At 61.1% G+C, this 13,277-nt stretch carries 9 protein-coding genes; 3 read left to right on the top strand and 6 right to left on the bottom strand.

All coding sequences use genetic code 11. The features are described from left to right. Positions 1-91: 91 nt before the first annotated feature. Complete coding sequence (locus ABSE61_RS02035; protein WP_423869397.1) at positions 92-1,600, bottom strand: acetyl-CoA acetyltransferase; 1,509 nt, start codon at positions 1,598-1,600, stop codon at positions 92-94. 168 nt (positions 1,601-1,768) lie between these two features. On the opposite strand from ABSE61_RS02035, the gene ABSE61_RS02030 reads away from it, so the two are divergent. Next, on the top strand, positions 1,769-3,424 hold the full coding sequence (locus ABSE61_RS02030; RefSeq protein WP_423869396.1) for a flavin-containing monooxygenase: 1,656 nt from the start codon (positions 1,769-1,771) through the stop codon (positions 3,422-3,424). Between the two features lie 3 nt (positions 3,425-3,427). Here ABSE61_RS02030 and ABSE61_RS02025 read toward each other — a convergent pair whose 3' ends face one another. Next, a complete protein-coding gene (locus ABSE61_RS02025; protein ID WP_423869395.1) occupies positions 3,428-4,426 on the bottom strand; it encodes a Bug family tripartite tricarboxylate transporter substrate binding protein in 999 nt (332 codons plus the stop codon). 96 nt (positions 4,427-4,522) lie between these two features. Beyond that, on the bottom strand, positions 4,523-5,395 hold the full coding sequence (locus ABSE61_RS02020) for an SDR family oxidoreductase (protein ID WP_423869394.1): 873 nt from the start codon (positions 5,393-5,395) through the stop codon (positions 4,523-4,525). 241 nt (positions 5,396-5,636) lie between these two features. On the opposite strand from ABSE61_RS02020, the gene ppc reads away from it, so the two are divergent. After that, positions 5,637-8,435 carry a phosphoenolpyruvate carboxylase gene (gene ppc / locus ABSE61_RS02015; protein WP_423869393.1) on the top strand — a complete coding sequence of 933 codons (2,799 nt, stop codon included), beginning with the start codon at positions 5,637-5,639 and terminating at the stop codon, positions 8,433-8,435. 58 nt (positions 8,436-8,493) lie between these two features. Here the strand turns inward: ppc and ABSE61_RS02010 are convergent, their stop codons facing one another. The 3 genes from ABSE61_RS02010 to ABSE61_RS02000 all read right to left on the bottom strand — a co-directional run bounded on the left by ABSE61_RS02010 (position 8,494) and on the right by ABSE61_RS02000 (position 11,702). Continuing rightward, on the bottom strand, positions 8,494-9,588 hold the full coding sequence (locus tag ABSE61_RS02010; RefSeq protein WP_423869392.1) for an SMP-30/gluconolactonase/LRE family protein: 1,095 nt from the start codon (positions 9,586-9,588) through the stop codon (positions 8,494-8,496). A 169-nt stretch (positions 9,589-9,757) separates the two neighbouring features. After that, positions 9,758-10,756 carry an SMP-30/gluconolactonase/LRE family protein gene (locus ABSE61_RS02005; protein WP_423869391.1) on the bottom strand — a complete coding sequence of 333 codons (999 nt, stop codon included), beginning with the start codon at positions 10,754-10,756 and terminating at the stop codon, positions 9,758-9,760. 31 nt (positions 10,757-10,787) lie between these two features. After that, entirely contained in the window at positions 10,788-11,702 is a 915-nt protein-coding gene (locus tag ABSE61_RS02000; protein WP_423869390.1) for an SDR family NAD(P)-dependent oxidoreductase, read from the bottom strand. Positions 11,703-11,954: 252 nt separating this feature from the next. Between ABSE61_RS02000 and ABSE61_RS01995 the strand changes: the two genes are divergently transcribed. Further along, entirely contained in the window at positions 11,955-13,199 is a 1,245-nt protein-coding gene (locus tag ABSE61_RS01995) for an amino acid ABC transporter substrate-binding protein (protein ID WP_423869389.1), read from the top strand. The last annotated feature ends 78 nt before the right edge of the window (positions 13,200-13,277 follow it).

The raw sequence follows: 13,277 nt of genomic DNA, 5'->3' as shown, positions 1-13,277 counted from the left end.
TTCTTCGTGATGGCCGGCCGGGCATTCATTGCCCGGCCATTTGCGTTTGATGGCCCGCTAAAGAAGACGATGGGTGCGGGCGGGCGTGACTTTATCCCACCTGCCACTCCAGCATCCCGTCCAGCGCTTTGACGATATCGCCGGATGAGCCGACCGGGCTACGGTCCATATCCAATAGATGCGCAAATGTAGCCCGGTCGTGAGCCGGCACCCGCGCCAGCGCGCGCGAATGGTCTGACGTTCGCAGCATCACCACGCCATGTTCGACCACGTTGTCGCGGCCGTAGATCGCGGTAAAGCTTTCCACGGTCGCTTGGCCAGTGGCCTCGGTCACGAAAGCCGGGACCGGGCCGCGGCGGCGGTCGGCCTCGCTCTGGACGCTGGTTTCCTGCGCCAGCGGCTCCGATCGCGCGTGCCGCGACAATACCAGCGCGTGGTGTTTGGTGACGAAGCCACCCTGGCCATACAACAGGCCGAGGCTAACGCCATCGCGGAGTTTGTGCACCATCGCGCAGGCCGCATGCGTCATATAGGTGTTGAGCGGCGCACCGAAGAACGTCAGGCCGCCGGTGACGGTAGGCGCGATATTCGCTCCCAGTCGCAACGTCCGTCGCGCCATCTTCGGCACGCAGGGAAAACAACTGTAAAGCTCGATCGCGTCAAACGCCGCCGCGCTGCCGCCGGCCAGATCCGTTACCGCCTCAAGCACCGCATTCTGGGCGTGACTTTCGACGAACTGATCGCGCTCGAGATAGTCGCGCGGTTCTTCCGCCGAGGCTCCGCCAACCACGTAGGCGAGCTTGTGCTCGGCGATGCCGACCGCGCGCGCGTGGGCAAGGCTCGTCAGCAAAAGTGCAGCCCCCATGTTGACGGTCGGATTGGCGACCATGAGTTTCGTATAGGGCCACGCGATCAACCGGTTGTCGCGCGAAGGCGTTGTGATCTTTTCCGGCGTGAAGCACCGCTTGATCCAGGCGTTGGGATTCTCCGTGGCGGCTTGCGAATAGGCCGACCACAGCGCTCCGGATTCGGCCATCGCCTCGCGCGGGGTCTGGCCCCAATGCGCGGACGCAGCCGTCTCGTAAAACGGATAGACGCTGACCGGGCGGAACACGCCGAGCCTGACTGCCATCGGCTTCTGAAATGCCGCGCCGCGTTTGGGCTCCTCGACATCGTGCGCGAATGGCGTCCACGGCAAGGTGATGCCGGCGCGCTCGGCTCTCGTCGCGGTGCTTTGCGCTTCCGCGCCGCAGACCGCTGCCACATTGCATTCGCCGCGCGCGATGCGTTGGGCCGCCTCATGCAGATAGCGGATCGGACTTTCGCCGCCGACCGGTCCGTAATAAGCGTGCTTGGGGTGGATGCCGAGGCGCGATGAAAGCAGTTTTTCCGGATCGTGGTAGCGCCAACTCAGGAAATTGACGACGTCGAGTGAATCGATCCCGCCAAGCAAGGCCGCGCCACTGTCGGCTTCCGCCCGCTTGAGCGCCTCGACCAATAGCGCCAGCGGCTCCAACCCATCGCTGATCTCGCCGGGCCGGTCGGTGATCTCGCCGATACCGACAATGACGGGGATACGATCGGCCGGGGGTGTTCTCATTTTTTGTTTCCTCGCCAGTAGCATCTATCACGTCATCGCGCGGCCAAGAAGGTGACGCATCCCGCGGCAGAGAATATCCGCCCGTGATATCTGCGGGTTTTCTCCTTGCGCTTTTCGGCGACCGGGAGAATGCTCTGTTCAACAAGAGAGGTTCGGGGAAACGCCTTGATGTCCGTCGCGCCGTCCATTCCGGATGCCGGTCAGAAGCGGGCCTTCGACGTTGTCGTGGTCGGCGCCGGCTTTGCCGGGTTGTATATGCTCCACCGGTTGCGCCGGCTTGGATTTTCCGTCCGTGTGTACGAACAGGGCGGCGGCTTGGGTGGCACCTGGTACTGGAACCGGTATCCCGGCGCGCGATGTGACATCGAGAGCATGCAGTATTCCTATTCCTTCTCCGAGGAATTGCAGCAGGAGTGGAACTGGAGCGAGCGTTACGCGTCTCAGCCGGAGATCCTGGAATACGCCAACCATGTCGCCGATCGTTTCGACCTGCGCCGCGAAATCTCGCTCGACGCCCGTGTCGAGCGGGCCGATTTCGATGAGGCTGCCAGGACGTGGAACGTCGCGATTTCCCACGGCCGGTTGGTGCAAGCGAAATTTGTCGTGTTGGCGACCGGCTGTCTCTCCAACGCCAGGATGCCGGACATCGAGGGCCTGTCAGACTTTCGAGGCCAAGTGTACCACACCGGACAGTGGCCCCACGAGCGGGTGGATTTTGCGGACAAGCGCGTCGGTGTGATCGGCACGGGTTCCTCGGCCATTCAGTCGGTCCCGATGATCGCAGGCGAGGCGCGCCATCTCTTTGTGTTCCAGCGTACGCCCAATTTTTCGATTCCGGCTCGTAATGCAGCGTTGACGGATGAGGCGCGCGAAGCCTTTCGCAAGAATTATCCGGAAATCAGACGCTTTGCGCGTGAGGATACGCGCAATGGCATCTATACCGAACTTCCCGATCGCGGCGCGTTCGACGATGGCGAGAATGCCAGGCGCGCCCGATATGAAGATCGGTGGACCAAGGGCGGACTGGCTTTCCTGCTCACCTACAACAATCTCATTCTTGAAAAGGCCGCCAACGATACGGCGGCCGATTTCGTCCGCGGCAAGATCGCCGAAATTGTCAGCGATCCCGGCACCGCAAAACGCCTGCAGCCGGAAAACTATCCGTTCGGCTCCAAACGCCTTTGCGTCGACAGTGATTATTACGCGACCTTCAACCGGCCGAATGTGACGCTGGTCGATATCCGCCCCCATGGCATCGAGAAAATCCTCACCAGCGCCGTGCGTGCGGGTGGCCAGGACTATGAAATCGATGCGCTGGTGCTGGCGACCGGTTTCGATGCGATGACGGGATCGGTGGCTAAAATCGATATTTATGGGCGTGGCCGGCACACGCTGAACCAGAAGTGGGCCGCGGGCCCGAAAACCTATCTCGGCCTGATGAGCGAGGGTTTTCCCAATCTCTTTCTCATCACCGGTCCCGGCAGCCCGTCCGTTCTCTCCAACATGATCGTCTCGATCGAGCAACATGTGGACTGGATCGCCGATTGCCTCACCTTCGTGCGCGATCGCGGCCACGCGATGATCGAAGCCACGACAGAAGCGGAAGAGAAATGGGTCGCGCATGTCAATGAGGTCGCCAATATGACGCTCTACCCGCAGGCCAACTCCTGGTACATGGGCGCCAACATTCCGGGCAAGCCGCGCATCTTTATGCCCTATATCGGCGGCGTCGGCGCTTATCGTCAGATCTGCGATGAAGTCGCAGCGAAGGGCTATCGGGGATTTGCAATGACGGCAGGCGAGGTCGAGCCGGAGACCTCCTGAGCGTCACTCCACCTGAATGCCGGTATCCTCGATCACTCGCTTCCAGTCGCGGGCCTGCTCGTCGAGCACGGCGGCGAACTCTTCCGGCGTCCCGATCCTCGCATCGACCCCGATGCCATCGAGGCTGGCGCGGACTTCCGCCGACTGAATCGCCTCGTTGACGGCGCCGTTAAGCTGCGTGACGATCCCTTTGGGCGTCCCGGCCGGCGCCAGCAGTCCGAACAGGACCTCCTGCGGGAATCCGAGAATACCCACTTCGCGCATGGTCGGGGTTTGAGGCAACTCCGGCCATCGCTTCTCGCTGGTAACCGCAAGCGCCCTCAATTTGCCGTCCTTGAACTGCGGCAGGAGGTTCGACTTGTTGTTGACGACCATCTCGATGTGGCCGCCCAGCGCATCGGTCACGGCAGGCGCGCCGCCTTTATAGGGCACGAACAGGATATCGGTGCCGGTCTTCAGCTTGAAATATTCGCCGGCGAATTGCGTGTAGATGCCGGGCGAGGCGCCGTATTTCAGTTGGCCGGGATGATCCTTGGCGTAGGCGACAAATTCCTTGAAGTTCTTCGTGGGCAGCCGCGGCGAGATGGCAATGGCCAGAGAATCGACGCAGACGATCGCGATCGGCGCAAAGGATTTGACCGGGTCAAAGCCGAGGTCGCTAAAGATCGCCCCGATCGCGTTGACGTTGGTCCCGCCGAGCAACAACGTGTAGCCGTCCGGCGTGGCGGTTGCGACCAGCTTGGCGCCGATCCGGCCTCCGGCGCCGGGATGGTTCTCGACCACGACGCCCTTGCCGAATTTCGTCGCCAGCGATTGCGCGATCAGCCGGGCCGCTACGTCGGTCGGACCGCCGGCCGGAAAAGGGACGACGATCTTGATCGTCCGTTCCGGATATTCTCCGGCAAAACCGGCGCTCCAGGGCAAAACGATCAGCAGCAGAGCAAGGAAGCAGAGCCGACGTCCCAACCGCCTCCGGCCAACAACCGGGCCAAGACCTTGCATTCCTCATCCTCCCGGCTTCTTGAAGTTCCTGGGTTGAATCCGCCGCTTGCGGTGCAGGAACTTCAATAGGCGGCATTAGCCGATGTTATTGGTGCCTTACCCGCGCGCGGCGCGGTCTTTTTCGTTCTGCGCCTTGATCTGCTCTTTGGCGTTGTTCCAGTCGGCGTCGGTCCAGTCGCGCAACTGATAGAAGTTGCCGCCCATCGCAAGCGCCTGGCCGCCATCCATCGCAATGGTCTCGCCGTTGATCCAGTCGCAGCCGCCTGAAATCAGGAATACCGCGAGATTTTGCAGCTCTTCCATGGTTCCGACCCGGCCCATCGGATTTGCCGCGCGGGTGCGGGCGCCTGCCTCATCGCCCGGCTTGATGCGTTTGCTCATGCCTTCGGTCGGAATTTCGCCTGGCGCAATCGTATTCAGCCGGATGCCGTAGTGGCCCCATTCGGCGGCCAGCGACATCGTCATGGCATGGATCGCCGACTTGCTCATGGCAGAGGGCACCACATAGGGACTGCCGTTGCGGACCCAGGTGACGGTGATCGACACCACATTGCCGCGAAGCTTGTTGGCGATCCAGCGCCGTCCGACGGCATGGGTGACATAGAACGTGCCGTGCATGACGATATTGGCGACCGCGTCGAAACCGCGCGTCGAAAGGTCTTCGGTGCGCGCGATGAAATTGCCGGCCGCGTTGTTGATCAGGTCGGTCAGCGGGGCGTCCAGGAAGATCGCGTCCACCATTTCATCGACGGCCTGCGCGTTGCGGATATCGACGCCATGACTGGTCACGCGGCCGCCATAGAGGTCCATCAATTCCGTCGCGGTTTCGTCGCAAACGATCTTCCGGCGTCCGCAGATGTGGACCTCCGCGCCCAGTTCAAGAAAGCGGGCGGCCATCGATTTGCCGAGCCCTGTGCCGCCTCCCGTGACAAGAATTCGCCGGCCTGAGAGAAGCTTTTCGCTGAACATGACGGGTCCCCGTTCTTGTCTTGCCGCCGCCGCGACTAAAACCGGACGGGGCTGTGGTGTAAAGCGCTTATCGCGGGGGGAAAGGGGACCCTTGGGCGAAGCGCGCCGGATGGACTACCCTGGCTGGATGGGCCGGACGGCCCGGCTGTCCCTTGCTGTTTTCTTGCTCTTTTCTTTCTCTTGCGCTGCGCCGCAAAAATTGCGACTCAAGGAATGCCGGCAGCTCTGGAGCATTTTAGCGATGGTCCCCCAGATCATGCTTTCTGAAAACGGACTGGAACCTGATCGCGGCGAGGAAAACGCGGCGCTTGAAGAAGATTTGCGGCTGCGGAACGACATCCGCCTGCTTGGCCGCATCCTGGGCGATACCGTCCGCGACCAGGAAGGTGCCGACGTCTTCGATCTGGTCGAGCGCATCCGCCAGACCTCGATCCGGTTTCATCGCGGCGACGACAAGGCGGCGAGGGGCGAACTCGAGCTCATTCTCGACAGCATGTCGATCAGCCAGACGGTGCGCATCGTGCGTGCCTTCAGCTATTTCTCGCACCTCGCCAACATCGCCGAAGACCAGAACAATATCCGCCGGATGCGCTTGAGTTCCAAGGCAGACGAGGCGCCGCGCTCGGGAACGCTGGCGCAGACCTTGCTGCATGCGCGTACCGCCGGCCTCAACGCAACGACCTTGCGAAAATTCTTTGCCTCCGCGCTGGTAAGCCCAGTGTTGACCGCGCATCCGACCGAAGTCCGCCGCAAGAGCACCATCGACCGCGAAATGGAGATCGCGGCGGTTCTGGACCAGCGCGAGCGGCTGCAATTGACGCCGGAGGAACTGACCGGAAGCGACGAGCAATTGCGGCGCGCGGTCCTGACGTTGTGGCAAACCAACCTGTTGCGCCGCACCCGCCTCACCGTGCTCGACGAAGTCGCCAATGGCCTGTCCTTCTATGATTACACCTTCCTATATGAGGTTCCCCGGCTGCATTGCCGGCTCGAAGATCGCCTGAACGAGGGCGAGGGGAGCACCCAGGGCGAACTCGCATCCTTCCTGAAGATGGGAAGCTGGATCGGCGGCGACCGTGACGGCAATCCCTTTGTCACCGCCGACGTGATGCGAGGCACGCTGAAGATGCAGTCCGGTCGGGTCATACGTTTTTACCTCGACGAATTACATGTGCTCGGCTCCGAGCTTTCGCTCGCGGCACATCTGACTGACGTCTCGAAGGATCTGCGCGCGCTGGCCGAGCGTTCGCCCGACAAGTCGCCGCATCGCAGTGGCGAGCCCTATCGTCTCGCGGTATCGGGCATCTTTGCCCGGCTCACCGCTACCGCCGCGCGGCTCGAGGTCGAGACCACGCGGGCGGCGGTTGGCGAAGCCACGCCTTATGCCAATGTCGCTGAATTCAAGGCCGATCTCGATATTATTTATCGCTCGCTGATCACAAATAATTCGCGCGTGATCGCGCGCGGGAGGCTGCGCCATCTGCGGCGCGCTGTCGATTGTTTCGGCTTTCATTTGGCGAGCCTCGATATCCGGCAGAATTCGGCCGTTCATGAGCGCACGATCGCCGAATTGATCGACGCGGCGATGCCCGGCAAATCCTATCTGGCGATGAACGAGGAGGCGCGCATCGCGCTTCTGACCGACGAATTGCACAATACCCGCCCGCTGACATCGGCCTTTGTCAAATACAGCGAAGAGACGATGGGCGAGCTTGCGGTGTTCCGCGCCGCTGCCGAAGCCCACGCCAGGTTCGGCGTGGAGGCTATTCCCCAATGCATCATCTCGATGTGCCAGGGAATTTCCGACATGCTGGAGGTCGCGGTATTGCTGAAGGAGGTCGGCCTGGTCGACCCCTCAGGCCGCAGCGCGATCAATATCGTGCCGTTGTTCGAGACGATCGGAGACTTGCAGGCTTCGAGCCGCATCATGGACCGGATCCTGTCGATGCACGATTACCGCAGGCTGGTAGACAGCCGCGGCTCGGTGCAGGAGGTGATGCTCGGCTATTCCGACAGCAACAAGGACGGGGGCTTCGTTACGTCGGGCTGGGAACTCTACAAGGCCGAGATCGGCCTGGTCGAAGTGTTCGAGCGCCATCATGTGCGGCTGCGGCTGTTCCACGGCCGCGGCGGCTCGGTCGGCCGGGGCGGCGGCCCGAGCTATGATGCGATCATCGCGCAGCCGGGCGGGGCCGTGAACGGCCAAATCCGGATCACCGAGCAGGGCGAGATCATCTCCAGCAAATACGCCAATTCGGAAGTCGGTCTCGACAATCTTGAAGTCCTGGCGGCGGCGACGCTGGAGGCGAGCCTGTTGCATCCGAAGCAAAGTGCGCCGCGCGCGGAATATCTGCAGGCAATGGAGAAGCTGTCGGCCTATGCCTTCAAGGCCTATCGCGGGCTGGTCTACGAAACCGAGGGGTTTGCCGACTACTTCTGGGCCTCTACCGTGATCACCGAGATCGCGACCCTGAACATCGGCAGCCGGCCGGCCTCGCGCAAAAAGACCCGCGAGATCGAGGACCTGCGTGCCATTCCCTGGGTGTTCAGCTGGGCGCAATGCCGGCTGATGCTGCCGGGCTGGTATGGGTTTGGCAGCGCGGTTGATGCGTGGCTCAAGGAAAACCCCGATACCGGCATGGCCTTCCTGAAGGAGCTCTATCGGGACTGGCCGTTCTTCCGCACGCTATTGTCGAACATGGACATGGTGCTGGCCAAGAGTTCGATCGCGATCGCCTCACGCTACGCCGAACTGGTGCCCGACGTCACGCTTCGTGAAAACATCTTCGAGCGCATCCGGCGCGAGTGGCAAGGCTCGATCGACAGGTTGTTGGAGATCATGGGGCAGGAACGCCTGCTCGAAAGCAACCCGTCGCTCGAGCGATCGATCCGCAACCGTTTTCCCTATATGGACCCGCTGAACCACGTCCAAGTCGAACTCCTGAAGGAGCACCGGGCGCAAAACACCGACGAACAGGTGCTGCGCGGCATCCAGATCACGATCAACGGCATTTCCGCAGGCTTGCGTAATAGTGGTTAGGTTTGTCATTCGGGGCGCAAGACGCGTCCCGAATGACGAGACGAAGGTAACGCGCGTCTTAGCAGTTGTGGGCGCCCTGGGTCTCGACATAGACCGCATAGAGCGATTGGCTCGCGGTCATGAACAGGCGGTTTCGCTTCTTGCCGCCGAAGCAGACATTGGCGCAGGTTTCCGGCAGACGGATCTGCCCGATCCTTTGGCCGTCGGGCGCAAAGATCTGGACGCCGTCATAGCCATCGCCGACCCATCCGGCACCGACCCAGACGTTGCCCTCGGTATCGACCCGCATGCCATCCGGAAATCCGGATTTCCCATCCAACGTCATGTCGATCAGGGTGCGCGGGTTCGACAGCTTGTCGCCGTTGAGATCGTACTGCCAGACGATGTTCTTGGCCTGCGGGTAGTGCGTGATACCGGTGTCGCAGACATAGACTTTCTTGTAGTCGTGGCTGAAGGCGATGCCGTTCGGCTTGAAGGGGTCTTCGGCGACTTTGGTCACCTCGCCTGTCTTGCCGTCGAGCCGGTAGACCGCCTCTTTCTGATAGGGCTGGACCGAGCCGGTATTGGCCTTCTGGCCCTCATAGATACTGATCGCTCCGTAACCGGGGTCGGTGAACCAGATCGAACCGTCATTGGGGTGCACGACGACATCGTTCGGTCCGTTGAGCTGTTTGCCGTTGGCTTGTTCCGCCAGCACGGTGAGCGCGCCGTCGTGTTCGTAGCGCACCAGCCGTGTCCGCTCGCAGGTAATTTGCCGGCCCTCGAAGTCGAAGGTGTTGCCATTGCCCTCGTTGGACGGCTTGTGGAATTGCTCGGAGATATGGCCGTCATCGTCGAGATAACGAAGCTGACGATTGGCCGGAATGTCGCTCCATACGAGATACTGCCCCTGCGCATTCCACGCCGGTCCCTCGGCCCACAGACAGCCGGTGTAAAGACGCTTGATGGCGGTGTTGCCGACCTTGGCCTTGAAGCGCTTGGGGTCGATCACGACAATGTCGGGATCCGGATAACGCTGAGGTTCGGCGCCGCGGCCGAAGTCCCGCGCAGAGGCGCTGGTCGCTGCGACCGTTGTGGCGATGGCGGCCGCACCGCGCAGCAGGCTACGGCGATCGAGGCCGTGATTGGCTTGAGACGGTAATGTGTTTGTCATGTTTCCCTCCTGATTTTTTTGTTGGGGGGAAATCATCCGATCAAATTTCGGCGCAATACGGGCGGCGTTGCCCAGACAACCACAGGTCGAAGGGATGGCGGCCATGCAGTTCGGCATCGCCCTTCCGGCCGTTGAGAGCCGGAACGACGATGCCGGTGTCAAATCAGCTTCAACAAATATGGGCGCCCTGGGTTTCGACGTAGACCGCATAGAGCGATTGGCTCGCGGTCATGAACAGGCGGTTTCGCTTCTTGCCGCCGAAACAGAGATTGGCACAGCATTCCGGCAAACGAATCTGACCGATCCTTTGGCCGTCGGCGGGTGCGAAGACCTGCACACCGTCATAACCTTCTCCGACCCAGCCGGCGCCAACCCAGATGTTGCCTTCAGTATCGACCCGCAGGCCATCCGGAAAACCCGTTCTGCCGTTCAGTTCCATGTCGATCAGCGGGCGCGGGTTCGAGAGCTTGTCGCCGTTTAGATCGTATTGCCAGACAATGTTCTTGGCATCCGGGTAGTGGGTGATCCCGCTGTCGGCGATATAGACCTTCTTGTAATCGGGGCTGAAGGCGAGGCCGTTCGGCTTGAAAGGTTCGTCGGCGACCTTGCTGAGCTGACCGGTTTTAGCATCGAGCCGATAGACCGCTTCCTTTTGATAGGGCTGGGTCGCCCCAGTCTCGGACCGCTGTCCCTCGTAGAGGATGATGGCGCCGTAGCCGGGATCGGTAAACCAGATCGAGCCGTCCGGATGAACGACGACGTCGTTGGGGCTATTCAACGGTTTGCCGTTGGCTTGGTCGGCGAGCACGGTGACCGACCCGTTATGTTCGTAGCGAACCAGCCGCGTCCGTTCGCAGGCGATTTGCCGTCCCTCGAAATCGAAGGTGTTGCCGTTGGCTTCGTTGGACGGCTTGTGGAACTGTTCGGAAATGTGGCCGTCATTGTCGAGATAGAGAAGCTGGCGGTTGTTCGGAATATCGCTCCAGACGAGATATTGTCCCTGTGCATTCCAGGCAGGTCCTTCGGCCCACAGGCAGCCGGTATACAGCCGCTTGATCGCGGTGTTGCCGACCTTGGCCTTGAAACGCTTGGGATCGATCACGACGATATCCGGATCGGGATAGCGCTGGGGTTCGGCGTTGGCGCCGAAGTCACGTTTGGAAGTCAATTATTCCTCCAGGCTTTGGGGCTCGTATCCGTCAGACCGGATCCCAATTGAAAATGTCCGCCGAACGGTCGAGTTTGTAGAACGACGATTTCAGTGCCGGCATGCCGTGCTCGGCCAGGCTCTCCACCGTCCATCCTTCGCCGCGATGGATCGAACGAAGCGGCCGGGACTGGCTCATCAGGAAAATTTCGTTCATTCGCACCGCAAAGATCTGCCCCGTGACGTCCTTGGCGGCATCGCTGAGCAGGAACGCGACCACGGGGGCGATCTTCTCCGGCCCCATCTGCTGGATCTTCGCCACGCGCGCCTTCTCGGATTCGGTCTCGGTCGGAATCGAGCCGATCATGCGGCTCCAGGCGAAGGGCGAAGCGCAGTTCGAGCGCACATTGAACCTGTTCATGTCGAGCGCGATCGATTTGGAAAGGCCGACGATGCCGAGCTTGGCTGCGGCATAGTTTGCCTGACCGAAATTGCCGACCAGCCCCGAGGTCGATGTGAAGTGCACAAACGATCCGCTCTCCTGCTCGCGAAACAGCCGCGCGGCTGCATGCGAGACATAGAACGAGCCCATCAGATGCACCTTGATCACGGACTCGAAAGCATCGATGCTCATGCGGTGAAAGATCGCATCGCGCAAGGTGCCGGCATTGTTGACGACCCCATCGAGCTTGCCGAAATGATCGACCGCCGCCTTGACGATCCGGCTTGCGGGGACGGCCTCGGCAACGCTCTCGAAATTGGCAACCGCGGTGCCGCCAAGCTTCTTGATTTCCTCGACGACCTCTTCCGCAGGTGAGGCGCTCGCTCCCGAGCCGTCCGCAGCCACGCCGGGATCGTTGACGACGACCTTGGCGCCCTCGGCGGCGCACAACAGCGCGATTTCGCGCCCGATGCCTCGTCCGGCGCCGGTGACGATGATGGATTTGCCGTCGAGGGATTTTGTCATGAATGGATTTCCTAACGTTGCGGATCGCCGCTTTGCCGGGGGTATGTTCTCTTTGAGCCGGGTCGTTCGACTTGGCTGTTCTGATCTTGATGCGACAGGGGAGGGCATGCCGTCAACGGCAGCGCCGGCCGACCCTTAAGTGCCTTTTTTCCTTATATTTATTGCCTAGACCTTACCTGGACGTGGGCGCTTGTATCCCGGTAACCGCCCGGGCTATGGTCCGCCCGAAATAAGAAAAGTTGGGAGGACGGTATGTTGAGGGTGATGGGTGCGGCGCTTGCTGGGTTGGCTTTTGCGACCCAAGCCTATGCTGCCGATGTGCCGACGGAGATCAAGATCGGTACCCTTTACGCCTCGTCCGGGCGCTACGCCTCGATTTCGATGCCGGTTTTCAGCGGGCTGAAGCTGTGGACCGACCTCAAGAATGCCGATGGCGGGGTCTATGTGAAGGCCTTCGACAAGAAGCTGCCGGTCAAGCTCGTCGGCTACGACGATCAGAGCAATACCGCTACGGCCTCCACCCTTTATAACCAGCTCATCACCCAGGATAAGGTCGACCTGCTGGTCGCCGATTCCGGCTCGGTCCTGACCGCGCCGGCAGTCGCGATCGCCCGCGACCGCAAGATGTTCCTGTTCGACCAGACCGGCACTGGCGCCAGCTTCTTTTCAAAGGACAATCCCTACATCGCGCTGATGGCCGATCCGGTCTCGACCGTCTGGCCCAAGCCGGTCGCGGATTTCATCACCCATGACGGGCCGGCGCTTGGCATCAAGAAAATCGCGATCCTCTACTCGACGAACGAATTCACGGGCACGCAGGCCAACGCCTTCCGCAAATTCGTCAAGGATTCCGGCGCGCCGATCGAGATCGTCTACGATCAGGGCGTCCCGACCGAAACGACCAATTACACCGTCATCATCAACAACATCAGCAACACGCAGCCGGATGCGGTGATCCATTTCGGCTACGCGCCGAACGACATTGCCTTCCTGCGCAACGTCGCCGACGTCGGCGTCAAGTTCAAAATGCTGTTTTCGATCTATGCCGGTCTGGAGAAAGAACTTCTCGAGAAGAATGTCGGCGCCAAGGGGCTTGAGCATGTATTTACCTACGTGCCGCCCTCAGACCTCGAATATCCCGTCAATTTCGGCATGAACCTCACCGCCTACAAGGCAGCCTGGGACAAGAAGTATACGGACGGGAAGCTCGAATTCGGTCTCAATGCCGTTGCCGGCTATACGACCGGCCTTGTCATCGAGAAGGCGCTGTCGGTGGCGACAAACCTTGATCAGATGGAGTTGCACCGCGCGGTGTTCAGCCTGTCCGGAGAACTCAAGACGCTGTGCGGGCCCTTCGTGCTGGACGAAATGGGTGGCCAGATCGGCGAATTGACTCCGCTCGGCCAGCTTGAACTGGACGAGCACGGGCACGTCAAATTCGTGTCGATCTATCCGCACGAGGTCGCCAACGGCAAGCCGGTCTATCCGCGCCCATGAGCTTGATGTCTTCTGAACGGCCGCCGGGAGCAACGGCTAGCGCCCACTTTCCGAAGTCCGTGTTACGTCTCAGCGTGC

This window comes from Bradyrhizobium sp., from assembly GCF_049519115.1.
Classification (GTDB): Bacteria; Pseudomonadota; Alphaproteobacteria; order Rhizobiales; family Xanthobacteraceae; genus Bradyrhizobium.
This window is presented reverse-complemented; position numbering and strand designations above follow the sequence as displayed.